The 26734-nt window shown below is 37.9% G+C and carries 15 protein-coding genes and 1 tRNA gene; 2 read left to right on the forward strand and 14 right to left on the reverse strand.

Annotated features, from left to right (window positions below; all coding sequences use genetic code 11):
* Positions 1-8: 8 nt before the first annotated feature.
* Positions 9-82, forward strand: a tRNA-Arg gene (locus C8D70_RS14795).
* Between the two features lie 704 nt (positions 83-786).
* On the opposite strand, the gene prmA is transcribed toward C8D70_RS14795, so the two are convergent.
* The 7 genes from prmA to C8D70_RS14840 form a co-directional block, all read right to left on the reverse strand.
* Positions 787-1614, reverse strand: coding sequence for a 50S ribosomal protein L11 methyltransferase (prmA, locus tag C8D70_RS14810; protein WP_076597573.1), 828 nt, complete (start codon positions 1612-1614; stop codon positions 787-789).
* A 326-nt stretch (positions 1615-1940) separates the two neighbouring features.
* Positions 1941-2654 (reverse strand): 3-ketoacyl-ACP reductase, encoded by a 714-nt coding sequence (locus tag C8D70_RS14815; protein WP_076597572.1) that lies wholly within the window; start codon positions 2652-2654, stop codon positions 1941-1943.
* Between the two features lie 173 nt (positions 2655-2827).
* Complete coding sequence (locus C8D70_RS14820; RefSeq protein ID WP_110367795.1) at positions 2828-4390, reverse strand: calcineurin-like phosphoesterase C-terminal domain-containing protein; 1563 nt, start codon at positions 4388-4390, stop codon at positions 2828-2830.
* Between the two features lie 61 nt (positions 4391-4451).
* A complete protein-coding gene (locus tag C8D70_RS14825) occupies positions 4452-5900 on the reverse strand; it encodes a SusD/RagB family nutrient-binding outer membrane lipoprotein (protein ID WP_110367796.1) in 1449 nt (482 codons plus the stop codon).
* Between the two features lie 11 nt (positions 5901-5911).
* Positions 5912-8872 carry a SusC/RagA family TonB-linked outer membrane protein gene (locus C8D70_RS14830; RefSeq protein ID WP_110367797.1) on the reverse strand — a complete coding sequence of 987 codons (2961 nt, stop codon included), beginning with the start codon at positions 8870-8872 and terminating at the stop codon, positions 5912-5914.
* Between the two features lie 484 nt (positions 8873-9356).
* Complete coding sequence (locus C8D70_RS14835) at positions 9357-10103, reverse strand: glycerophosphodiester phosphodiesterase (protein WP_076597568.1); 747 nt, start codon at positions 10101-10103, stop codon at positions 9357-9359.
* Between the two features lie 171 nt (positions 10104-10274).
* Positions 10275-13361 (reverse strand): TonB-dependent receptor, encoded by a 3087-nt coding sequence (locus C8D70_RS14840; RefSeq protein WP_110367798.1) that lies wholly within the window; start codon positions 13359-13361, stop codon positions 10275-10277.
* A gap of 324 nt (positions 13362-13685) precedes the next feature.
* Between C8D70_RS14840 and ligA the strand changes: the two genes are divergently transcribed.
* Positions 13686-15692 (forward strand): NAD-dependent DNA ligase LigA, encoded by a 2007-nt coding sequence (gene ligA / locus C8D70_RS14845; protein WP_110367799.1) that lies wholly within the window; start codon positions 13686-13688, stop codon positions 15690-15692.
* 83 nt (positions 15693-15775) lie between these two features.
* Here ligA and C8D70_RS14850 read toward each other — a convergent pair whose 3' ends face one another.
* The 7 genes from C8D70_RS14850 to C8D70_RS14885 form a co-directional block, all read right to left on the reverse strand.
* Entirely contained in the window at positions 15776-17491 is a 1716-nt protein-coding gene (locus C8D70_RS14850; protein ID WP_110367800.1) for an ATP-binding protein, read from the reverse strand.
* A gap of 5 nt (positions 17492-17496) precedes the next feature.
* Positions 17497-18606 (reverse strand): histidine kinase, encoded by a 1110-nt coding sequence (locus C8D70_RS14855; RefSeq protein ID WP_076597562.1) that lies wholly within the window; start codon positions 18604-18606, stop codon positions 17497-17499.
* A 56-nt stretch (positions 18607-18662) separates the two neighbouring features.
* The gene (locus C8D70_RS14860; protein ID WP_110367801.1) at positions 18663-19748 is read right to left on the reverse strand and encodes a porin; all 1086 of its coding nucleotides are present in this window, start codon (positions 19746-19748) and stop codon (positions 18663-18665) included.
* 69 nt (positions 19749-19817) lie between these two features.
* On the reverse strand, positions 19818-20375 hold the full coding sequence (gene kdpC / locus C8D70_RS14865) for a potassium-transporting ATPase subunit KdpC (RefSeq protein ID WP_110367802.1): 558 nt from the start codon (positions 20373-20375) through the stop codon (positions 19818-19820).
* Positions 20376-20385: 10 nt separating this feature from the next.
* Positions 20386-22425, reverse strand: a complete 2040-nt coding sequence (gene kdpB, locus C8D70_RS14870; RefSeq protein WP_110367803.1) for a potassium-transporting ATPase subunit KdpB — start codon at positions 22423-22425, stop codon at positions 20386-20388.
* 175 nt (positions 22426-22600) lie between these two features.
* On the reverse strand, positions 22601-24295 hold the full coding sequence (gene kdpA / locus C8D70_RS14875) for a potassium-transporting ATPase subunit KdpA (RefSeq protein WP_110367804.1): 1695 nt from the start codon (positions 24293-24295) through the stop codon (positions 22601-22603).
* A gap of 437 nt (positions 24296-24732) precedes the next feature.
* On the reverse strand, positions 24733-26055 hold the full coding sequence (locus tag C8D70_RS14885; RefSeq protein WP_110367805.1) for a sigma-54-dependent transcriptional regulator: 1323 nt from the start codon (positions 26053-26055) through the stop codon (positions 24733-24735).
* Between the last annotated feature and the right edge of the window lie 679 nt (positions 26056-26734).

Here is a 26734-nt window from a genome sequence, read left to right on the forward strand (position 1 = left end):
AACATTTAGGGTGCGTAGCTCAGCTGGATAGAGCATCTGCCTTCTAAGCAGACGGTCAAAGGTTCGAATCCTTTCGCGCTCACTTAAAGACTTACTAGAAACAGTAAGTCTTTTTTGTTGTATCCCAAACCTTTTACAGCAAAATAATGGATCAGTCTCAAAAGTTGGGGGTAATGTTAAGTAGCTTTATCTTTGCATAATGTTAAGCGATCACGAACTTCTTAAATTATTACTTCCGGAATTTTTAGTTCAGCACTTTGATATCCTCAATGCAGAACCCCATGATGCAGAACTTCATATTTATTTTGAAGAAAAAAAGGGATCAAGCACAAAATACAATACATCTTTAATTTTACAAAATATTGCAAACCCCATTTACACCGCACAAAAACCACGAACATACATCATTTATACAACCTAATAATTTTCCCTTACAGATAAGCAAAAAAAATATGATGTACCCGTGATGTACTCTATTATTTTTCTTGATTCTTTTTTTTTCCGAAATTCCGGTCAAATTCCGATCAAAACACACAAATGATCAAAAAACTTTACAGATGGGGTTAATAATCCCATCTGTTTTTTACCGATATTATCCCTAGTTATAAGAATTAATAAACTACAGTAGATCTAATTGTAATATAAAGATTTTCTGCGTTTTATTTTCTTCAAACCCAAAGATTCCATCTGCATATCCTTCATTTTCCTGAGCTGCAAAAAGTTGCAGCGTCATTAAAAATAAAGCTTTCCATAAAGTTTTTATATTCGTATTTTATTTTTGTTGTGTTATTTTTCAAGCAGAAGACTTACCCATTCTTCACGCTGTAACTTCTTTTTAAGCTCCAGTCCGCTTTCTTTACAGACTTCCAGAATATCGTCCACATCAAAGAAACAAAGACCTGAAAGCAACAGTTTTCCACCTTTGTTCAATACTGAAACATAGGTTGGAATATCTGAAATAAGGATATTTCTGTTGATATTGGCTAAAATAATGTCATAATTTTCTTTTCCCAGGTTTTCGGCAGTTCCCTGTTCAATATCCAGTTCTACATTATTTCTTACCGCATTTTCTTTGGAGTTTTCTACTGACCATTCGTCGATATCAATAGCTTTTGTATCTCCTGCGCCCTGCTGTTTTGCATAAATGGCCAATACAGAAGTTCCGCATCCCATATCCAGTACTTTTTTGCCATTGAAATCAATGTCCATCATTTGCTGGATCATCAAATGGGTCGTTGGGTGATGTCCCGTTCCGAAAGACATTTTAGGCTGGATGATAATTTCATGCATTCCCGGTACAGATTCATGGAACTCTGCCCGGATCAATACTTTATCATCAATATTGATTGGAGAGAAATTCTTTTCCCATTCTTCATTCCAGTTGATGTTCGGCATTTCTTCGAAAGAATATTCGATTTTTACATTTTCGTTTTCAAAGATCGGAAGTGCTTTCAGCTGATCTTCGTGAAACAATTCTGTCTGGATATATCCTAAAATTCCGTCAATTTCTTCTGTAAAGCTGTCAAAACCTATTTCTATAAGCTCTGCCATTAATATTTCGTTCCAAGGTTGCAATGGAGAAATCCTGAAATTGAATTCTAAATAATTTTGCATGTGACTAATTTGCTGCAAAAATACTAATGTTATTACGGTTAAAAAAATGATGGGGGAATTTTTGGCTGAAACCGGGGATTTTTTGTAATTTTTTGAATGAATGCTACGAGAAAGTTTATTTGTGACGGTTTGTCTCAAAGATTACACAAATTTGTATTGCAGGAAAATTCTAAATTTTGGCTGAAGCCATACAATAAACTGTAAAAAGAGAGCGGACTAAAGCCCGCTCCTATTGATTTTCTATCATTCAAACTAGATTAAAATATCCTTTGCCAAATGCTTTAAACATTAAACTCTAAACCCTGAACGTTAAATTTTAAAACTTATTATGGATTTGTAGAGAAAATAGAACCGTTTGCAATCAGTGCTCTTCTGTTCATTTTCAGGATATCTCTTACCCATTCTGCAAAGTCTTCCGGCTGTAATACTTTATCAGGATTTCCGTCTGTAAGACCTCCCTGAATGCTCATATCAGAAGCAATAGTACTTGGCGTCAGTGTGATCACACGGATATTTTGTTTTCTCCATTCTGCCATCATAGATTGAGACAGGGATACTACGGCTGCTTTTGAAGCGGCATATGCTGACATATTCGGTCCTCCTTTCAAACCTGCAGTAGAAGCTACGTTAACGATATCACCTTCTCCTTTAGCTTTCATGAATGGATAAGCTGCTTTGGCTGCATAGTATACTCCGAAAAGATTGGTTTTAATAACCTGTTCCCATGTTTCGGAAGGCATTTCTTCAATGGAACCAAAGTCTCCTATTCCTGCGTTGTTGATCAAAATATCTATTCCGCCCAACTGCTCTGCTAAAGATTCTATTCCAGCCTTTACCTGAATTTCATTGTCTACAGAAAAAACTGCATAGGCTGAGTTTACTCCCAGTTTTTTAATTTCTTCAACCGTCATTTTAAGGTTCTCCTCATTTCTTCCTGTAATGGCAACATTTACTCCTTCATTCGCTAAAGCTAGTGCCACAGCCTTCCCTAGTCCTCTTCCACCACCTGTTACGATGGCATTTTTTCCGTTTATATTCATAGTAATGATACTTTTCTTAGTACAAAGTTACGAAAGAACATTTTTACGAAACAGCAAAAACATGGATTTAATAGTTTTTTAATGGTTTTTTGTAAACCTCGATAAAAATTAAAACCGGCTCATGAGAACCGGTTTCAAAATCTAAAAAAAGTATAGTAAAAAAAATAAAAAGCTTAAGGAATCTGAATTGAATTCTGAACTTCAAATTCTTCTGAAGCTGAGAATTCATTTCCGTACATATCGGCTGCTTTCACCTCAACTTTGTGTTTTCCCAATGCTAATTTCTTGGGAAAATCAGCCTCCCAGATGTGTTTTGACATTTCGGGGTTGGAAGGTCTTCTTCCCGGAAGAATTTTCTCTGTAGAATCCCATTTGAAAACAGAAAGAGCAAAATTCGGGTCTATGGTTTCATCGTACTTCATTTCTTCCCATTTTCCACCATCTATTCTGTATTCTACCTTGTCTTTTTTGCTTCCCATGAAAAAATTAGCCAACAATTTTGCTGAGGTTCTTGAGGAAGAAATCACTTTCGGAACATATAATTTGATCTGATAATCTTCCGGTTTTCCGGCTGTTCTGTATTTCACTTTATACTGATTATCTGCAAAGCTGATGAAAGAATATCCTTTTGCTGTTCCGTCTCTCATCGTTGAAGTAGGAAGTCCGGCATCATCTGGTGTTCCTGAGTACCAATCCCCGCAAGTAGTTCCTACGTTATATTCATGCAGTTCTTTGATTCCGTTCCAGCCTGCTTTTTTACCGTAGAAAATCTGCTGTTGAATATGGGTGTGTGCTGATAAAAGCAATACATTCCGGAAAGGATTTAAGAAATCAAATAACTTCTGGCGGTCTGCATTTCTGAAGTTGTCTTCGTTGTTATGCTCCAACGGAATGTGGAAAGAAATGACAATCAGTTTATTCTTGTCAACCAGTTTCAGATCATTTTCGATAAACTGAAGCTGGTCTTCACGGAATCCGCCCCAATATCCTTTGCCGTCTCTCGGATCCGGGTAAAGAATATCGTCTAAAATGATGAAGTGTACATTCCCATAATTGAAAGCGTAATTGGCCGGACCAAAATTAGATTCAAATGTTTCATCGGAAAGTTTGTCTTCATTCGCATCATAATTCATATCGTGGTTTCCCATCACATTATACCAAGGAAGCCCTATTTCTTTCATTACATCTGCATAAGGCTTCTGAAGATTTAAATTATCTCCTACGAGGTCTCCCAGACTGATTCCCAGCACTGCATTTTTCTTGGTATTCTTCACTTCATTTACAATTCCTCTTTTGAAATAATCCAGTTCTTTTTCTGTGTAAGGCTGCGGATCACCGAAAACGAGGATATCGAAGTTTTTATTTTCGTTTTGCGCATAAAGCGGGAAGTTCAATTCTTTTGGAATTTCTCCTGTGGGAGCTACTCCTTTGTATTTGAAATCTGCCGGAGAACCTTTGGGCTTATGATGGTAATAGAACTGTGGAAGATTGTTTGCATTTAAGGCAGTCTGATACCCTGAAGGCTTGATCACAAAAATAGTCTGATCTTCCTGAACCGGCAGGCTGTATCTTCCGTTTTTATCCGTAAGAACAACCTGAACTCCATTAGAAACAGCTATTCCTTCAATTCCTTTTTCGCGGTTTTCTTTCTTTTGATTTTTGTTGCTGTCTTCGTAGACATATCCGGAAACAGAAGCTTGTGAGAACGCCATTGCAGAAATCAGCATACAAGGCATTAAAAATTTTATATTGATATTCATAATTTTTAAATTTTTATTATTTTTTAATTGGGGGTTATTATTTATTCCACCACATTTTTATATTGATATTGTCGCCTCCCATGGATTGTACGGCTGCGTTGTAATTATCTGTATTCATCACTTTTGTAGCGGTAGGATACATGAATCTCACGGGCATCTGTCCGCCGTTCTGAAGACCTCCGTTATTGGGAAGTACCGGAAGTTTTGTACGTCTGTATTCATACCATTGCTGATGGTCAACAAAAAACAGGGAAATATATTTCTGAAGCATAAGCTTTTGCAGCGAGCCATCATAAGCTACTTTTGGATTGCTGAAATAATTGGCAGGAACTGTTGCTCCCCATTGTTCGATAATAGATTTCACTCCGTTTTCGTAATAGGTCTGCTGATTTCCTGCGACAATTCCTTTATTGACTAATTCTGCCAGGATAAACTGAACTTCAGAATAGGTCATGATTAAAATCTTTAAAGGTGCTTTCGCCAGGTTCTGGTTCAGGTTGGAAGGCTGATAGTTGAAAGATGTTCCCAAAGCATATCCTGAAGGCGCTCCTTTATAGCCAAGATCTTCTCCTGTTCCTGCTTTAGCTTTCGTAAAAAACAGGCTCAGCCTTGGATCATTATTGTCTTTCATGGCATTTACAAAGAATTCGCCTGCTGCCCTGTAAGCTGTAAAATCCTGCGGGCGGGCTATCGGCGGCAAGTAAGGAGATATTCCGGAAAGCGGCAACACTGCACTGTCTGCGTTGTTCTGGAAAATTGGATATTGAGCCGGATTATTGACAATTTCCTGGATTCTTTCATACACATTCACTTCTCCGTTCCGGCTTAGAATTCTGGTCAGTAATCTTAATGAAAGAGAGTTACAGAATTTTTTCCATCCTAAAATTCCGGTCTGGCTATTGGTGTTGGCATTATAAAACAAATCTGTTTCCGTTAATACCTGATTGGTATTGAATAACGAGTTGGCTGTTTTCAGGTCATTTAACAGCTCAATATAGACATCTTTCTGCTTATCATATTTTGGTCTTAAAATATTTTCTTCAACTCTTACTGCTTCAGATAAAGGTATATCTCCGAAAGCATCAGTAAGGTTGGAGGCAATCCATGCATTCAGGACCATTGAAATCGCCAGATAATTATTATTCTGCTCCTTGGCTGCATATTTTCTCAGGTCACTTACCTGCTTAAGCCATCTGTAAGAAGTATTCCAGTAGCCATTGCCACTTTTTTCGTCCATATAATATCTGCTGTAAGAATTTCCTTCATTGGGAAAATCCAAAGCAATCTGCATGATATCAAAAGTGAAATCATCTGCCCTGTTATAGCCGTAACTCGACATTTCATACTGGATGGGAGCAAGAAGGCTTCCAACGGAAGGGTCTTTGATTTTGCTGGTGTCTGTATTCATTTCCTCGAAAGTTCTGTCACAGGATTGAAGCATGAAAACAGAAACTACCCATGTCAGATGTATGATTATTTTTTTCATTTTTTAAGATTTTAGAATTTAATATTTAACTGAAAACCAACTGTTCTTGCTGTCGGAAGCTGCCCCATTTCCACTCCCGGAGTGATGGTTGCATTATCCAAAGTAGCCACTTCGGGATCAAACATTGGAAATTTGGTCCACATCCACAGGTTCTTTCCGAAAATGGCAATGGTAAGATCATCCAGACCTATAGATTTGATGGTTTCTTTCGGGAAGGAATAGGCAATTCTTGCGTCTCTCAGTTTTATAAAATCTGTACTGAAGCTATTGGTTTCCACATTGGCCCTTCTGTAATAATCTCCGTAATAAGAAGATACAAGTACTCCTTTTGTGTTCGTACTGAAAGATCCGTCAGGGTTCTGAACCACTCCATCTCCTACAATCATTCCATCAGGATTGTCTCTTCCCGGAAGGGTAGATTTCAGCTTGCCTTGTTCAGACATTTTATGATGTGACTGAGAATAAGCAATACCACCATACTGGCCGTCAAATGAGAAGCTTATTGTAAAGTTTTTAATTCGGAAATCATTCTGAAGACCAGCTCTCCATTTCGGGAATGCATTTCCTACTTTTTCAATATCTGCAGGTCTTGCAGGAAGTCCGTTGTCGCCATAAATTACTTTTCCGTCCGGAGTCCTCAGTAATTTAAATCCATACATATCACCAAGTGAGCCTCCTGTTTCCATTTTATAGAATACTACATCTCCTACGTTGGAAACGATACCATCAAACCCTTCAGGTAAGGTCATCACTCTGTTTTCGTTGGTAGACCAGTTTCCCCCTACTTTCCATGAGAAGTCTTTACGTTTTACCGCTAAGATATCCGTTGAAAATTCCAAACCTCTGTTTCGGATTTTCCCTGCATTGATAATTCTTTTTGAGTATCCGCTTTCTGAGGGCAGCGAAACAGGGATAATCTGGTTTTCACTGAAATTCTGATACGCAGTAAGATTAAGATTCAATCTGTTTTTGAAAAGGCTGAAATCCATACCGGCTTCAATATTGGTATTTTTTTCAGGTTTAAGAGAAGGATTATTAAAGATCGTAGGTGCTACTACACTTCCTGTAATGTTACTTGCTGAATAATAGTTATCCAGAAGATAAGGATCACTGTCTATCCCAACTTTTGCCCATGAAGCTCTCAGTTTCCATAAGTTCAGATTATTGCTTTTGAGATTAAAAATATCTGATAAAATGAAACTGGTACTTACTGAAGGATAAAAGAATGATCTGTTCTGCTTCGGAAGCGTAGAACTCCAGTCATTTCTTCCGGTAACGTCCACAAATATTTTATTGTCATATCCAAGAGTAAGCAATCCGTACACACTGTCAACATGTTTATCTCTTGGTGCCGGATATTTAACCGGAATATTAAGTGCATTGGTAAGACTGTATTCTCCGGCAGTTTTCAATCCGATGGCCTGATAATCATTCAACAGGTATTCATTATAACGGATACTTCCTCCTGCAGAAGCGGAAATACTGAATTTATTCCAGTCTCCTTTATAAGAAAATAAAAGGTCGTTATTATATTCCTGGTTTTTGATAAACTGTTCTCTATAGAAACCTTTCAGGTAATTGGCAGAACTCCATGGTCTTTTGGTGGTTCTTTTTTCGTTCAGAATTTCAATTCCTGACCTCAACATCAGACTGAAATTCTTATTAAACTGATAATCAGCAGTGATATTTCCTGTAATGGTTTTCTTTCTCACGCCATTCAGCATTTCGTAAGCAATCATATAAGGGTTATCAATATAGGAACTGAACGGATGGATCTGATCAACCTGTTCCTGGCCCGGCTTCCAGATCGGCTTATACCATTCAAGGTCCACATTGGGATTCTGGAAGATCATGAAATAAGAGATCGACTGATTGTTGTATCCTGTCGCAGGAAGATTATCACTGGAAGTAGTGTTATAAGCAAATTTGGTTGATATTTTTAATTTTTTGGTTAGCTGATGGGCAAATGACAAAGCAAAATTGAATCTGTCAAAACCAGTATTAGGCATCATCCATTCGTTATTAAGATAGGTTAGTGAAGACCTGAAACTTGTTTTGTCATTGGAGCTTTCTACTGAAATACTGTTGGAGTAGGTAGAACCTGTTCTCCAGAAACCTTTGATATTATTTTCATAAGGCCTCCACAATTGTCTTTCCTTGCTCTGTCCCATCACCTCAGGATCATATTGGAAATAATACTGTCCGGCGAATTTAGGTCCGAAAGCACTACTGGTGCCTCCGGTACTTGGACCATCCGGAGAAAGACCATATGAGTAGTAAAAACTTCCGGCATTTGTGGCCAGTGTTCCCTGTCCGTATTCGTATTGCCAGTCCGGCCATTTCAATACGGAATCAAAGCTTGAGGAAGAGTTAAAAGTGACTTTTAGTTTTCCGTTCTTTGTTTTGCCGGATTTTGTGGTGATCATTAAGGCTCCATTGGCAGCACGGGAACCATATAATGCAGCAGCAGAAGCTCCTTTCAATACGGTTACAGATTCAATGTCATCCGGATTGATGCTGTTCAGTCCGTTTCCAAGATCGATGGGAACATCACCTCCAGAACCAGCTCCGTAGGCCGCCGTACCGGAACCTGTAGTAGAATTTCCCAATGGTACACCATCCACCACAATCAGAGCATAGTTATGATCCATCATAATTGATTTCTCTCCTCTCAGGGTAATTCTGGAAGTCCCAAGCGGTCCTGCTCCGGCAGTCTGGATTTTAAGACCTGCCACTTTTCCTTCCATTGATTGCGCCCAGTTGTTGTTCTGGGTTTCTTCAAATGTTTTGGCTTCTACTTTTTCTGCAACATAGCCTAAAGCTCTGTCATGTCTCTTAATTCCCAAAGCAGTAACTACTACTTCATCAAGTCCTTTAACTGTGTCTTTTTTAGCTTTCTGCTGAGCTGCCAGATTGACACTGACAAATCCTAACAGCGACAAAACCAACAGTTTTTGTGTCTCTTTACGCATTTCCTTTTTGTTTGCGCAAAATTAGAACGACATTACAAGGATGACCTTAACACAATTTTAACGTTTCTTAAAAATTAATTAAACCACATATTAATCAAACCTTAATAATATTACATAAATTATTAATTATCAAGAAAATAATTAATTAATCATTTTTAATACCAGTCTCCGGCTGTATTTATGTATCTTTATTGTCTTTTCTTGAGATAATACCACACAAAACATGTAACAAATTGATTTACAGATAAAATGAATATTATCTTAATAATATTTTTTTTCATTATCATTACAAAGAAGAGCTTATTGTCTAAAAACAAACAGTCTGCCCTTTAAAAGGAGGCAGACTGTGTAAATTATAATTATTGTTGGTTTCATTGAGAAGTGTTGTAAACCCACTCGTCAAAAATTTTTTAAATTTTTACAACTCCCGGAGGAGGAGAATATTTTGCCCTTCGTTACACTCTTTGTGAGAAGCTTAAAATAGTTATTTATTCTTTAACTGATCAGGAATATTGGTTGTTACAAATCCAATTCCCTGTTTTTTCAGTTCATCATATACAGCAACGTCATTCACTGTCCAGGCATTGGTAATTAATCCTAATGCTTTTGCATCAGCAATCCAGGTTGGGTTTTTCTGGAAAACACTGTAGTGATAATCCATTCCATCCAATCCTTCTTTTTTGATTTGTTCAGGAGAAAGTTCTCCGTTCAGATATTGTACTTTAAAAGATGGAGCAAGTTTTTTGATCTCTTTACAGATATTAAGGCTGAAAGAAATAAACTCACTTTGAGATTCCAACTTCATATCTTTGATCATTTTGATGGTTTTCTGCGTAATCTCATTTTCAATTTCCGGAGTTTTTGCAGGTTTGATCTCCACAATCAGTTTCAGAGACTTATCTTTTTTTCCTTGTTTCAAATAATCTTTTAAGGTGGGGAATTTTTCTCCGTTGGATAATTTCAATGATTCCAGCTCTTTGAAAGTGGTTTCTGAAATTTCCATTTTACCGTGGTGCTCATCGTGGTTGATCACCAATACACCATCTTTTGTCATTCTCACATCAAATTCAGACCCATATACTTTTAACTTCTGGGCATTTTCCAGTGATTGAAGTGAATTCTCCGTTGTTGGAGGCTGAGCCTGGAAATATCCTCTATGGGCAATAATCTGGGTTTGTGCTTTCATCATAACTGTACTTAAAACTGCTAACCCTAAGATAAAATTTTTCATAATATAATTTAAATTATTAAAAATAAAGTCGTAAAACTTCCTGATAAAGGTAGTTATTACAAAATGGAAACCACAAAGACATAAAAGATTTTCTGGCTAAAACTAAGGTTTCAATACCCATTAATCTGCTGTTTCAATTTCTTTTATGTCTTCTGTGGTTTTAAAAAGATATTAGAAGGAGTATTTCGCTCCGATCTGAATCTGATATGGATTTCCGGATAGAGGAACCAGTCCACCTCCACTTACGTTTTTGGTGTATTCGTACTGCATTGTGTCTTTATTGAACTTGGTTACTTTATACAAAGATGTATTATTATATGATTTGTTTACCCCCCATTCTTTGTTGAGAAGATTGGCTACGTTGAAGATATCTACGGAAAGTTCGAAAGCTCCCACTTTATCGAATTTAATTTTCTTCGCTACACGAACGTCCCAGACTCCGTAGAAACCGTTTTTACCTCCGTTACGTTCTGCAATTTTTCCATTGTATTCGCTGATATAATCTTTCAGAGCCTGCCCTACCTGCGGATCATCCAGAACAGCTTTGGTGAGGTTCGGGAAGATAAAAGCAAGGTCGTTGGAATCTACGAAGTCTCCATTGATATTTCCTCCTGTAGTTGCAGAGAAACGCGTTCCACCTATTCCTGAATATCTGATTCCCAGTGTAAATCCGGCAATCGTAGGCGAGTTACCATAGATCACGACTTTATTACGGAACTGGTTGTCAGAATAGGTCATTCTTAAATCTCTCGGGTCACTCTGAATCATGGTAGACAATGTTGCAGAGTTCGCTACATTTCCGTTGTAAGAAGTATTGTCTTTAATGTCCGACCATGTGTAACTTGCTGTGATTTCTCCATCTTTCCAGTAACGGTAACTTGTATCTAATACGAATGAGAACTGGTTTACTTTACCATCACTTACCAATTCCAGTACTCTTCCGAAATTTTTATTAATTCTTCCTGCTTTCCAGTCGAAACTTACACTGTTATTGGCATTATTGGTAATGGCAGTTGTAGGGATAAATACTCCTCTTCCTCCTTCATTAGCTAAGGTAAAGAAAGGATTGGCCACCATGTTTCTGTCATAGTAATAGTAGTTGTTTCTGCCTAAAGCCATGTATCCTGCGATTCCCGCTCTGAATCTCTCATTAAAGAAGTGAGTATAAGAGATATTCGCTTTATAAACGATTGGAATTTTTGCGTCTTTACCGGTATAGTTGATGGTTGGGATCTGATACTGGGAAAGTGAAGGCACCGAATTATAATCATTTCTATAGCTGTTAAAATCCGGCGTAAGACCAATAGCTGTAGGATTCACATCCACAGTTGCAAGGTGCTTCCCGTCAAATACAAGATTGTTGATGATCATATAATTGTTGATATCCGAAGAGAAAATTCCGGCACCGAACTTAAGGAAATCTTTATTTCCTTCATTGATATTCCAGTCAAACTGGAATCTTGGCTGGATCACAAATGATTTGATCTGATTATCCGTTCTGATTCCCATTTCATCAAACAATTTCTGATTAAATTCTGCTTTTGGATAACCTCCGTAATCTAATCTTAAACCAGCCATTAAATCAAGACCTTTAGCCACTTTGGTCTGGAATTGTCCGTACAGACCGATGTTCCATATATTTGATCTTACAGACGGATCTGCCATCAAAGGAACTTCTCTGTAGAATCTGTAGGGCGTCATTGCATCAAAATTACTCATTCCCTGAAAATGGAACCTACCGTTTACCTCACTTCCGTATACCGATTTCGCTGTTGTATACATCAAATCAGCTCCGAAAGTATATTTTACCTTATCCGTATTGTAATATAGATTGTCTACGATCTGGAATACATTATTCCTAAAGCTTTCCTGTGCAAAACGGTGCCCTCCGATCTGAATATTAGTAGATCCGGCACCTGAAGCTACTCCTTCCACAATTGCTCTTGGTACAGGTTTTCCTAATTGATTGTTCTGGTAACTATCCTGGAATGTATAAAGGTACTGTGCCTTTAATTCGTTGGTTAAATTAGGCCTCAGATTTGACCTTAAAGTTAATAATAAGCTATTGTCAAGGTTTTTATCATTTCCGTACGACTCAAAAAAGTTGATATTGGTATTGTCGCCCAGTCCGTTTTTATTAAGATCGTAAGTAAAGTTATTTCTAAGGGTTAATAAATGCTTTTCATTGATCTGCCAGTCTAAACGTAGAAATCCGGCATCAGAATTTCTCACTTTATCAAACGTTCCGAACTGCGGGCTGTTTCCTACTCCATATTTTGCTCTTGCAATATCCAGGAACTGATTCAGCGTCTGCGTGGTTGTATTGAATCTCTTCTCATCATCCGGAGATTTGATATCAGCAATCACCAATGGTCTTGAATCCAGCTGATGATCCCATGCTACGAAGAAATGTAATTTATTTTTAATGATCGGACCCCCCAATGAAAACCCGAACTGCGAAGTGGAGAAATCATTGTTTCTTTTATTTCCTCTGATATCATAGGGACTGGAAAGCCAGTTGGTTCTTAAATATTCCCAGGCACTTCCTGAAAATTTATTGGTTCCTGATTTGGTAACAGCACTTACTGTTCCTCCTCCACTTCTTCCTAACGTAACATCATATTGGTTGGTTGTGATTTTGAATTCACGTACGGCTTCAATGGAGATTGAAAACGGAGCACCGCTTCGGCTGGTGGTTGATCCTGCGGAAGTGGGATTTTTTGCGGTCATCCCATCAATGGTAAAGTTGGTAGAAGAACCAAGCTGTCCGGAAAGGTTTCCACCTTTTCCACTTAAAGGAGAAAGTTCCGTAAGATTGGTGAAGTTCCTTCCGTTCACCGGAAGCATGCTGATGTTTTTAGCAGAAATTGCTGTAGCCGCTCCAAGGTTTCCGATCTTGTTTTTAAGGTTCCCTGTAATTTTTACTTCCTCAATAGCTTTTTCATTTCCCAGATCCATATTTACGGTCACCTGATCTCCGAAGTTCACACTGTAACCTTCTTTTTTATCATCGTTTACAATGACAGTGTAAGGCCCGCCAAGAGGAATTTCTTTAAAAATATATTCTCCTTTTGAGTTAGTTTCGGTTTCCGTTCTGAATCCTGTGGACTCGTTCACGATCGTTACTTTCACTTTTTCCTGAACCGTACTTCCCGGTCCGGTAACTTTCCCTACAATAGAAGCCTGTGTGGTCTGTGCATAAGCCATTGTCCCAAGCCCTAAAAACAATAATCCCAGTACAATCTTTACTTTTTTCATTTCTTCCGAAGATCTATATTATTAATTTTTTGATATTCGCCAGGAAACCTCTTTGATTTTCATATTGATAGATTAATCTGAGGTTTCTTTTAATTAGACGTGCAAAGGTATTTTGACTTTAGCAGCAGGGTGTTTAAGAAAGCTTTAACATTTTTTTAATTAAATCAGAACGTTATGTTAAATTACTTTAAACAAGTGTTTTAATTTCTGTAAAACCAATGTATTAAGGTGTATTAAGCATTTTTAATTTTCCTGTAGTATTTTATTCTGTTATTTTTTAAATGCAATTACTTTAGTTATTTTTGCCCAAAAGATAGAAACCCAATGTCTGAAAACATTCAACAAAAGATAGAACAGCTCCGCAAGGAACTTCACCAGCATAACGAAAACTACTACCAACTGGATACTCCTACTATTACAGATTATGAATTTGACATGCTTCTGGAGGAGCTACAGGATCTGGAAGCCAGGTATCCCGAATTTTATGATGAAAATTCTCCTACCGTTCGTGTAGGTGGTGGTGTTACCAAGGTTTTCCCTACCATTCAGCATAAATTCAGGATGTATTCTCTGGATAATTCTTATGATTTTGATGATCTGGAAGACTGGGAAAAGAGAATCATCAAAACCATTGAAGATCCTGTGGAGTTTGTTGCTGAACTGAAGTATGACGGTGCATCCATTTCTATCCTTTATGAAAACGGAAAACTTTCACAGGCGGTTACCCGTGGTGACGGTTTTCAGGGAGATGAGATTACCCCGAATGTGAGAACTATTTCAGATATTCCTCTGACTTTGAAGGGTGATTTCCCCACTCATTTTTTCATGCGTGGGGAAATTTATCTGACCAGAAAAAACTTTGACAAAATCAATAAACTGCGTGAAGAAGAAGGTCTTGATCCCTTCATGAATCCAAGAAATACAGCCAGCGGAAGTTTGAAAATGCAGGACAGCGCTGAGGTAAGAAAACGCGGACTTTCTTCGGTATTGTATCAGTTTATTTCTGATGAAGTTCCTGCAGAAACCCATTGGGAGCTGCTTCAGAAAGCTCAGAGCTGGGGCTTTAAAACATCACAGCAGGCCAAATTATGTAAAACGATGGCTGAAGTACAGGAATTTATTACGTTTTGGGATACCGAACGTCATAATCTTCCTTTTGAAATTGACGGAATCGTTTTAAAAGTGAATTCATTACAGCAGCAGAGACAGCTTGGCTATACAGCCAAATCTCCACGTTGGGCAATGGCTTATAAATTTAAAGCAGAAAAGGTAGAGACAGAACTTCAGAGTGTGTCTTATCAGGTGGGAAGAACGGGTGCTATTACTCCTGTTGCCAATCTTAAACCTGTTTTACTGGCCGGAACCATCGTAAAAAGAGCTTCTCTTCACAATGAAGATATCATCAAAAAGCTGGATCTTCATGAGAATGATTTTGTGTATGTAGAAAAAGGAGGTGAAATCATTCCGAAAATTGTAGGCGTAAATACAGATAAGAGAACGGAAGAAAGCAAAGAAATAGAATATATCAAACATTGTCCTGAATGTGGTACTGAGCTGGTAAAAATTGAAGATCAGGCGATTCATTTCTGTCCGAACGAACTTCATTGCCCGCCACAGGTTGTAGGAAGAATGATTCACTATGTTTCCAGAAAAGCGTTGAATATTGACAATCTGGGAAGTGAAACGATTGAACAGCTGTATAGAGAGAAACTGATTGAAAACCCTGCCGACTTCTATGTTTTAACGAAAGAACAGCTTCTTCCCCTGGAAAGAATGGCTGAGAAATCCGCGCAGAATATCATCACAGGAATTGAAAAATCCAAAGAAATTCCTTTTGAGAAAGTATTGTACGGAATCGGGATTAAACATGTAGGAGAAACGGTTGCTAAGAAACTGGTAAAAAACTTCCCTACAATTGAAGAATTGAAGAGTGCTACGGTAGAAGAGCTTTGCCAGGTAGAAGATATCGGCGTTAAGATTGCAGTAAGCATTGTTGATTTCTTCCAGAATTCTGAAAACCTATTGATGATCGAGCGGTTGAAATCTTACGGAGTACAGCTTGAAAAAGGAGAAAGCACAAATGAAGTATTATCCAATGTTCTGGAGGGAAAAACATTCCTTTTCACTGGAAAATTATCTCTATTTACCAGAGAATCTGCTGAGGAAATGGTAGAAAAGCATGGCGGGAAAAATATTTCTGCGGTTTCGAAAAACCTCAACTATCTCGTAGTAGGTGAAAAAGCAGGAAGCAAGCTGAAAAAAGCTCAGGATATCGGAACCATTGAGATTCTGGATGAACAACAGTTCCTGGATTTGATTGATAAACAATAAGTTTCCACAATATTTTCTCACTAAAATGAAACACCTTATAGGTTTATAAAACCTATAAGGTGTTTCAATACGTTATTTAATCCTTACGAAACAGGCAGTCTGAAATAAAACGTACTTCCATTATTCAGCGAACTTTTTACTCCTATTTCTCCGTGTTGTTTTTCAATGAAGTTTTTTGAAATAGCCAAGCCTAATCCTGTTCCATTCTGATGTTCTCCCGGCACCTGAAAATAGCGGTCAAAGATCTGACGGTGGTACTTTTCATCAATCCCGCTTCCGGTATCAATAATACTGAACTGAATGAAAGAATCCAGCTTTTCTACTACAATCTTAATATTTTCGTCCTGAAAAGAGTGCTTTACCGCATTGGTTAAAAAATTATTCATTACCCAGACGGTTTTGTCAAAATCAGCAGTCACAGCATCGTTATCTTCCAGAAGATATTCTGTACTGATGGAAATATTTTTCTGTTCGGCAAGCTTTTCAACATTTTTTACAGCAGTCTGCACAATTTCTTTAGGAGAGCATTTTTCCACTGTCAGTCTTATATTTCCGGATTCTACCTGGGAAAGATTAAGCAATTCTCCTGTGATATCCAATAAACGCTGTCCGTCTTCATTGATGCTCTTCAACAATTCCTGCTGTTGCTCGTTCAGTTCTCCGAACTTTTGGTTTCCAAGAAGCTGAACACCCATTTTGATCGCAGAAATCGGAGTTTTCAATTCATGGGAAATGGTCGCAATAAAGTTGGTTTTGGCAAAATCCAGTTCTTTAAAAGGGGTAATATTTCTTAACAAAATTACCTTTCCGATATATTTTTTCTCTTTTTCGCCGGTTTTTACAATATTGATGGGAATAATATCCTGTTCAAAATAATTTTCCTTGTTATCGCGAACAATTTTAATCGGATCTTTTACCGGATGATCTATATTTTTCAGCAGTTCACGCATCAGATCATTGTTGATGGCAACTTCATGCGCGGTTTTTCCAATAATATCTTCTTTATGGAGATTGGTGATCTTCAGCGCTTCGTCATTGATCATGTAGATAAAATGATGCTCATCCAGACCAATAACCGCATCATGCATATTATTGACCAGGGTTTCGATCCGTTTTTTATCCATCAATTGCTTAGAAAGTGTACTGCTTTCGTACTCCTGAAGTTTCTCAGCCATCGTATTGAATGAATCTGCCAGACTGCTGAACTCTTCACTTCCTTTAAAATGAACTCTTTCATTATAGTTTTTGTCGGCAATCTGTTTGATACTGAACGTAAGCTGATTGATAGGCTCGGCAATGGTCTGGGGTAAATTGAAAAGCAATATAAAAGCAATCAGAAAACATACGGTTCCCAAACTTACAATCCAGAAAGTAGCGTTTTCTGCTGTAATGATCGCAATATCACTCTTCCGTTCTATGCCTTTCATATTCAAAGACATGATCTTCGCAAGATCCTCACGGATGAGCTTTTCTTTATGGATATCAGGCGCTTTCAGATAACTGTTGAAATGGAGATTCAGATTCTGAGTAGCTTCTTTTTCTCCAAATTCTGTAAGGTTTTTTTCCTGCAGTTTATTATTTTTCCGAAAGTCTGCTATGGCTACGGCACTGTCTGTACTGATATTATCCAGTGCCAGAAGCATATTTTTGGAAAATTCCAGACTGTTATAATTGGCCGTAAGAATTTTTTCAGTATCGGATTTTAATTTGTTGATGTATACAGAACCTATCACTGAAAGAAGCACGATCAGCAGAAATAAAAGGCCCACGCCTAAGGTAAGTTTCGTTTTAAGTTTCATTATTTTTATGATAAAATAATAATATCTATCTGTCTTTCATTCAGCCTGTTCATAAGGGTATAGATCCAGCTGTAGCCTGACATTCGCTGCCAGAAACTGGCATGAGGCTTTCCAATGCAGACCGTGGTGATATTATGAGCAATCACATATTCCAGGATTCCGTTGTGAACACTGCTTTCCTTGATCCGGACTACTTTGGCGCCCAATTCCTGTGCTAAATTAAAATTATTAATTAAATACCGCTGTTTATCCAATGCAATTTTTTCCGGATTTTCAGAAGGTTTCTGAATGTACAAAACAGTCCATGGACTGTTGTAATAACTGGCCAATCTTGCCGTTTTGCGGATAATTGTTTTGGCAATTTTTTCATTACTGCTGATACAGGCCAGAAATTTTACAGGTTTAAAATTTTCGGTTTTAATTTCAGTTTCCACCTTTCTTTCCACGTGAGTGGCTACTTCTTTTAAAGCCAATTCACGAAGCTGCAGAATATGTCCGCTCTGGAAAAAGTTACTGAGAGCCGTCTGAATTTTTTCTTTTTTATAGATTTTCCCCTCTTTTAAGCGGGTCAGCAGCTCATCAGCCGTAAGGTCAATATTAACTACTTCATCTGCCAGGGCCAGAATCTTATCCGGAACTCTTTCTGTTACTTCTACTCCTGTGATTTTCTTTACCTCTTCATTCAGGCTTTCGATATGCTGGATATTCATGGCGCTGATCACGTTGATTCCGTTATCAAGAATTTCCAGCACATCCTGCCATCTTTTTTTATTTTTAGAGCCTTCTACGTTGGTATGGGCCAGCTCATCCACTAAAACAACTTCAGGATGTTCATTGATAATGGCCTGAAGGTCCATTTCCTCAAGATTCTTTCCTTTATAAAAAACCGATTTCCTTTCAATTTGAGGAAGACCTTCTACCAGAGCTTCAGTTTCTTCCCGTCCATGAGTTTCAATATACCCGATTTTTACATCAATGCCATTTCGCAAAAGAGAATGCGCTTCCTGAAGCATACGGAAACTCTTTCCTACCCCTGCACTCATCCCGATATAAATTTTGAATTTTCCTTTACGGGATTTTTGAATCAGTTCTAAAAAATCTTTTGCTGATGACATTGATTTTATTCTTTTTAATTTTACTTTAAGCACTTTTTTCTGTGGCTAAACCGGTTTTAGAACCAGACTGCTAAGCTCGATGTTATATAGAAATTTCCTTTTTTAAATTCATCATTTTTAGCAAAAATGGCATCTTTTGAAGTAAAGCCTCTCGCTTCTGTGCGGAAAACTACATTTTTGAATACTGCATAATCTACATTGAGAGAGTATCCGAAAGTCTGAAATCCATTAGGTGTTTCAGTACTGATAATCACACCATTTTTATCATTATAATATTCCAGTCTTCCTGCCAGCGCCCATTTGTTGTCCAATTGATATTTCATCTGAACATTCGGGCTGTACCAGATATTATACTGCTCGCTACCCTTTGATTTTTGCTCTGCACCAATATCAAATCCTAATACCGCAGAAAACTGATCCGTTATCTGGAAGCTTCCATACAAATCATGGAAATAACGCATCCTTTTGTCCTCTTTTGCTTTATCATTTCCTATGAATGAGCTGCTGTTCAAAGTAATTTTATCATTAGGTTTATACGTTATCTGATGTCCGAAAGAAATACTCTGGTTTCCTTCAGGTTTGGCTATTCTCTGCCATCCGTTCAATACCAGTCCGCTTAAAAACCATTTCCCATTATCTGAGGTATAAGAAATTTTGGCTCCTGTTTCGAAATAGGGTGAGTTTTCGGCAGCCAAACTTCTTGTCAGATTCAAATTATCCCTTCCTATGGCGCTTTCCCAGCCGATATGTGAAGGCATGATCCCGGCATCAATCCACAGATTTTTATTTTTTGATATTCTGATCCCTACGTTGGCTTCATTGATATACCGCAATGCATTTTGCTCCGCAGCCATATTATCTTGTGCATAAGTTCCTGCCATCAAAGCAATATTGGCGCGGATATTTTCGCTTTGGTAATTGGCCTTCACCAATCCCAGATTAAGATTCATTTCATTATGTCTGTTATAGGAATAGAGAAAATTTTGACGCATATGATTTCCGGGCTCATTAAAATCGTAGGTATAAAAGAGTTCTGCATAAGCGGAAAACGTAACTTTATTGCCAGTTTTTAATGAATCTGATGATTGTGCTTTGGCTAAAAACAGCCCTGATAGCGTAGCTATAGCTAGATATTTTTTCACTTTTATTATAAGGTATATTAATCATGTCAAGGTTTAAAAGCTTACCATGAGTATCGTTTATTAAATGTATTATTTTAATTGATCCAAAGCAATATTAAGCTTCAGAACATTCACTTTTGAGGGTCCGAAAAGCCCTAACAACGGCTTTTCAGTCTGATTATTAATTAAGCTTTTAATTTGCGCTTCTGAAATATTTCTCACTTTTGCAATTCTCTTCGCCTGATACAATGCTCCTTCTTCAGAAATATCAGGATCCAGGCCGCTTCCGCTGGCTGTAACAAGCTCTACAGGGACTTTTGCATTTACCATTTCAGGATTATCCATTTTCAAAGTATCGATTCTTTTCTGTACAGTTTCCAGATATTCTTTATTACTTGGACCTTTGTTGCTTCCACCACTTCCCGCTGCATTATAATTAACAGAAGAAGGACGGCCGTGGAAATACTTTTCAGATTTGAATTCCTGCCCGATATTGGCATAAAACTTCTGCCCTTTGTCATAAATAACTTCTCCGTTTCCTTTGTTGGGAAGTATTTTAGATCCTCCGTATACTACAGCCAGATAAATACCTGTCACCACCAGCATTACAAGTGTTAATCTGAATGCTGAAACAATATGATTTTTCATTTTTTAAATTTTAATAGAATAAACTGATTACCAGATCAATGATTTTGATCCCTATGAACGGAACAATTACTCCGCCAAGGCCGTAGATCAAAAGATTCCTTCTCAATAAGGCACTCGCACCGATTGGTTTGTACGCCACTCCTTTCAACGCCAGCGGAATCAGGAACGGAATAATCACTGCATTGAAAATCACCGCTGATAAGATGGCTGTTTCCGGGCTGTGAAGGTTCATAATATTCAGCTTCTGAAGCGAAGGAATGAAAGTGATAAATAGTGCAGGAATAATGGCAAAATATTTTGCCACGTCATTCGCAATACTGAAAGTTGTCAGTGTTCCTCTTGTCATCAACAGCTGCTTTCCGATTTCCACAATTTCGATCAGCTTTGTAGGATCATTATCAAGGTCTACCATGTTACCTGCTTCTTTTGCAGCCTGCGTTCCGCTGTTCATAGCTACACCTACATCGGCCTGTGCCAGTGCCGGAGCATCATTCGTACCGTCTCCCATCATCGCTACCAGCTTACCTTCCTGCTGTTCCTTTTTGATGTAATTCATCTTATCTTCAGGCTTGGCTTCCGCAATAAAATCATCTACTCCTGCTTTTTCTGCAATGAATTTTGCTGTCAGAGGATTATCTCCGGTTACCATTACCGTTTTTACTCCCATTTTTCTAAGTCTTTGAAAACGCTCCTGAATTCCGGTTTTGATGATATCCTGAAGTTCAATAACGCCCCATACTTTTTCATTAACAGCTACTACCAGAGGAGTTCCTCCGTTTTCAGAAATTTTGGTTACCGCATCCTGGGTTTCCTGAGGGAAGATATTCCCGGCTTTTTCAGTCAGTTTTTTTATCGTATCATAAGCTCCTTTACGGATTCTTGTTTCATCAAAATCAATTCCTGAAGTTCTTGTTTCCGCAGTAAAATCAATATAAGTAGGATTGGAAACCAATAAATCTTCGGATTTCAAAGCACTCAGTTCTATGATTGATTTTCCTTCCGGTGTTTCATCCGCTACGGAACTTAGTGCAGAGGCTTTAATGAATTCTTCAATCTGAATTCCATTGGCAGGATGAAATTGGGTTGCCTTACGGTTTCCAATGGTGATTGTTCCGGTTTTATCAAGCAAAAGAACATCAATATCTCCCGCAGTTTCTACGGCTTTACCGCTTTTTGTAATTACATTGGCTCTCAATGCTCTGTCCATCCCTGCAATCCCGATTGCAGAAAGCAGACCGCCGATGGTTGTCGGAATAAGACAAACGAAAAGAGATATAAATGCCGCTATGGTAATCGGAGTCTGCGCGTAGTCTGCAAAAGGCTTTAAAGTGAGGGTAACAATAATAAATGTAAGAGTGAATCCCGCTAAAAGTATGGTTAATGCGATTTCGTTTGGTGTTTTCTGTCTTGATGCTCCTTCTACAAGAGCGATCATTTTATCTAGAAAGGATTCTCCCGGTTTTGTAGTTACTTTTACTTTAATTCTGTCTGACAGCACTTTTGTACCTCCTGTTACAGAGCTTTTGTCTCCTCCCGCTTCACGGATAACAGGTGCGCTTTCCCCGGTAATAGCAGACTCATCAATGGTAGCAAGACCTTCTATGATCTCCCCATCCATTGGAATCTGATCTCCGGCCTCACAAAGGAAAATATCGCCTAATGTCATTTCAGCAGACATCTTCAGCCTTGTTTCTACCTGAAAACCGGGTTTATTATCCAGCACTAATTTGGCAGGAGTTTCTTCCCTGGTCTTTCTGAGGGTATCAGCCTGTGCTTTTCCTCTTGCCTCTGCGATAGCTTCTGCAAAATTGGCAAACAGAACGGTGAAAAATAAAATAATAAATACTAAAAAGTTATAGGAAAAGCTTCCCTGAGATTGATCACCGGTAAGGCTGAACATGCTTACGATAAACATGACAATGGTTCCGATTTCCACCAGGAACATTACCGGATTTTTAAACATAATTTTCGGATTCAGTTTCACGAAGGACTGTTTGATCGCTTCGTTTACCAAATCTCTTTGAAACAATGTTTGTGACTGATTTTTCATTTTTTTGAAAGAATTTATATCATTGTAAATCAATAGTAACCATTAAGTTCTGCCAAATAATAAGGATAGATATGGATAATATTAAGTGAACGTTTCGTAAGTATGAGACTAGCTTCCTCAAACTTTTCAGCATACTTAATAGTTGAATATTGATTATAATTTTTAATGTTCACATTTATTTTGAGAAATACTGAATCTGCTCTGCAATAGGGCCTAATGTCAATGCAGGGAAGAAAGATAATGCTGCAATCAGGAGAATCACTGCCAGGGTCATAAATCCGAAAGTAGCCGTATCTGTTTTCAGTGTTCCTGAACTCTCAGGGATATATTTCTTCTGTGCCAGCAGTCCTGCAATGGCTACCGGTCCTATGATCGGGATGAATCTTGAGAGCAGCAGTACAATTCCGGTTGAGATATTCCACCATGGTGTGTTGTCTCCCAATCCTTCAAATCCGGATCCGTTATTCGCTGCTGAAGAGGTAAACTCATACAGCATTTCACTGAAACCATGAAAACCCGGGTTATTCAATGTCTTTGCTCCAAATTCCGGCAGATAGGCTGTTAAAGCTGTTCCTGCAAGAATTAAGAAAGGATGGAATAAAGCCACAATCATCGCAATCTTCATTTCTTTGGCTTCAATCTTTTTACCCATAAACTCAGGCGTTCTTCCTACCATAAGACCACTGATAAACACGGCCAGAATGATAAAGATGAAATAGTTCAGAATTCCGACTCCGCAGCCTCCGTAAAAGCAGTTGATCATCATTGCCAAAAGTTCATTCATCCCCGAAAGAGGCATAGTACTGTCATGCATTGAGTTCACTGATCCCGTTGAAATTACTGTGGTTGCAATACTCCAATAACCGGATGCTGCACTTCCGAAGCGGATTTCTTTACCTTCCATGGCACCGAGGCTGCTGTCTCCTCCCATTTGTGTAATCAAAGGATTCCCTCCCGTTTCATTTACAATATTCGGAATGGTAAGCGCCAGAAAACCAACGGTCATTACGGTAAAAATCACCCATGACAATTTTCTTTTCTTCAGATAAAAACCCAGGGCAAATACCAGGGCAAACGGAATGATCATCTGAGTGACCATTTCTGTCATATTGGTCATATAATTAGGATTTTCAAGCGGATGTGCTGAGTTCGCTCCGAAAAATCCACCTCCATTGGTTCCTAAGTGCTTAATCGCAACAAATGCAGATACAGGCCCTCTGGAAACATCTGCTTTTTGCCCTTCAAGTGTTATAACATGATCCTTTCCTTCGAAAGTCATCGGACTTCCGTTGATGGAAAGAATTAAAGCAACAATTACACTTATCGGAACCAGAATTCTGATCATTGATTTTGTAAAAAAATCATAGAAATTCCCAAGTTCAGTACTTGTTTTTTCTTTAAAAGCTTTGAAAAGAACAGCCATAGCCGCCATTCCCGTTGCAGCCGTAACAAACTGTAAAAACATCAGATAAAGCTGGCTCAGATAACTTACTCCTGTTTCTCCTGAATAGTGCTGTAAATTACAGTTCACTAAGAATGAAATGGTGGTATTAAAAGCCAGATCAGGCGACATATTCGGGTTTCCATCTGGATTTAAAGGAAGCCAGGCCTGATTCATTAAAAGAAGAAAGCCAATGATGAACCAGATCAGATTAATGGCCAGCATGGCGTACATATTCTGTTTCCAATTCATCTGACGGGTAGGATTAATACCCGATATTTTATAAATTAACTTTTCAACAGGTTCAAAAACCGGATCAAGAAAAGTTTTTTTGTATCCATAGACATTAGCTATATATTTTCCTAAAAAAATTCCGATAACTAATGTAATAGCAAACATTGCTATAACGCCTAAAATTTCTGTATTCATGATCAATTAAAATTTTTCAGGTTTCATTAAAACATAACAGATATACACAAAGGCAAGTATTGAGAGGAAAAATAAACTCCACATAATTTATATTCTATCAAAAAATTCAACTGATTTATATAAAAGCCAAAACAATACTGCAAAAAGCAGCATTAAACTTATGAGCATCATATCTTAATCATTAGGGTTAAAAGGGTTAACAATACGTACGATACAATCAGCAGACTAAAAGTAGAGTGCTCCCGTTTTTTAAACGTTTTTCTTGAAATTGTCATTTTTAAATATTTTATTCAGAGACTATATGCCAAAAGAAGGTCCATTTTGAAAAACAAACAGTCAAAACACTGACTAATAGCACGTTAAACTAAAACATCTCACTATATAAAAACAGAAAAGCCTATCAAAATGATAGGCTCTTTATTAAAATGATAATCGTTTTATTTTAATCCGTATTCTTCAAGCTTCCGGTATAAGGTGGCAATGCCGATCTCAAGGAGACGGGCAGCTTCTGCTTTATTTCCTTTAGTATACTGCAATACTTTTTGTATATGTATCTTCTCAAGCGACCTGATGCTTAGAGAATCACTTTCCGGAGCTGTTTTTTCAGAATAATGAGGAAGACTCTCTGCATCAAGGACATTGTTATCCATTAAAATCAGGCTTCGTTCTACCGTATTTCTCAATTCACGGATATTCCCTTTCCAGTCATTTTTCTCCAGTGCTTTATAATAGTCCGGATCTACCTGAACCGCTGTCAGATGAAGTTTATGAGAAAAAATATCAATAAAATGCCTGGCAATTGCCTTTAGGTCTTCTTTTCTTTCTCTTAATGGAGGAAGTGTGATTTCAAATACATTCAGCCTGAAATAAAGGTCTTCTCTGAAGTTTCCCTGCTTTATTTCATCTTCCAGATCTCTGTTGGTTGCTGCAATTAATCTGAAATCTGACTTTGAAACTTTAGTTTCACCCATTTTGATAAATTCCCTGGTTTCCAAAACCCTGAGAAGCTTTGCCTGGAGTTCTATAGGCATCTCACCGATTTCATCCAGAAACAGAGTTCCTCCGTTAGCTTCTTCAATCAATCCCTTTTTATCTTTCACTGCACCTGTAAAAGCACCTTGCTTGTGACCAAAAAGCTCACTCTCCAGAATTTCTTTACTAAATGCTGAACAGTTGATAGCCACAAAGCTGTTTTTCTTTCTGTCGCTCCCTTCATGAATAGCGCTGGCAAAAACCTCTTTACCCGTACCTGTTTCACCTGTAAGAAGAACAGCAGCATCCGTTAAAGCCACTTTTTCAGCCAATTTCTTAGCCTGCAAAATTAATGGAGATTTACCGATAATCTGATCAAATCCTTTTGTCACAGCCTGCTGAACAACTCTTGATTTGTTATCTTTCACCTTATCAAGAGCTTTATATACCAACGGAATTATTTTCTCATTATCATCTCCTTTCACCAGATAATCATAAGCTCCATTCTTCATAGCCTGCACCGCATCTGTAATATTACCAAATGCAGTCATAAGAATAATTTCAATTTGAGGATATTTATTCTTGATAGACTTTACAAGCTCTACACCAAAAGCATCAGGGAGACGCACATCACTCAGAACGACATCAAACTCATATTGCTCCAGCATTGTCATTGCCGACCGTGCCGTAGAAGCTTCTTTTACATTAAAATTCTCTTGGGAAAGGATCATTCCTAGTAACTTAAGGAGTTTGATCTCATCATCGATGATCAGAATATTTCCTGACATTATAATTATTTTTGGAAAACTAGTACAAACTTATTGAATTTATTCGAGTAAAATAGAGTTATAGAAGGAAATAGTTTACTAAAGGACTCTTGAGATTTCAGGAGCTGTTTCCCGCTATCCATTCATACTCCTCGCACCTGTACTTTCCCACACTCAAACCCAGCAACTCTCCAACACAAGCTGTGGGGTAACCATTTCTATCGGGGCTAGGATGGTGAATGAATCATCAATGATAAATTATAAAATGATGTAACAAGGTCAGGGTACGAGTTCCGTGGTTATCTTTTCCAATGGTGCTATTTCTTTTCCAATGGCGTCTTTCTTTTTATTTGGCCTGCTTCTTTCCTACTGTGTCATTCCCAAGAATCCAGCCAACTTTATTAGAGTCTTAAGAGTTCAAAGGTTAAAAAAGCAAAAGTAATACTGAGTTATTTGATAATACTTTGTTCAGACTCCTATGGAGTGACAACTGGAGGGTGTACTTTCCATCATAAGGATGAGTGATTAATGATAGTTGATAGTTGATAAGTAAGTGATCGTTGATGATTGATGGTTCATGAATAATCGATGTATTGTTTATCATCTATTACTCATTATGTATGAGTTTAGGGTTCCCTGCTTGGGTATAAAGCAAAAAAAATCCTTTATCAATAAGATAAAGGATTTTAAAAATAAAATA

Source organism: Chryseobacterium sp. CBTAP 102 (genome assembly GCF_003201365.1).
Classification (GTDB): Bacteria; Bacteroidota; Bacteroidia; order Flavobacteriales; family Weeksellaceae; genus Chryseobacterium; species Chryseobacterium candidae.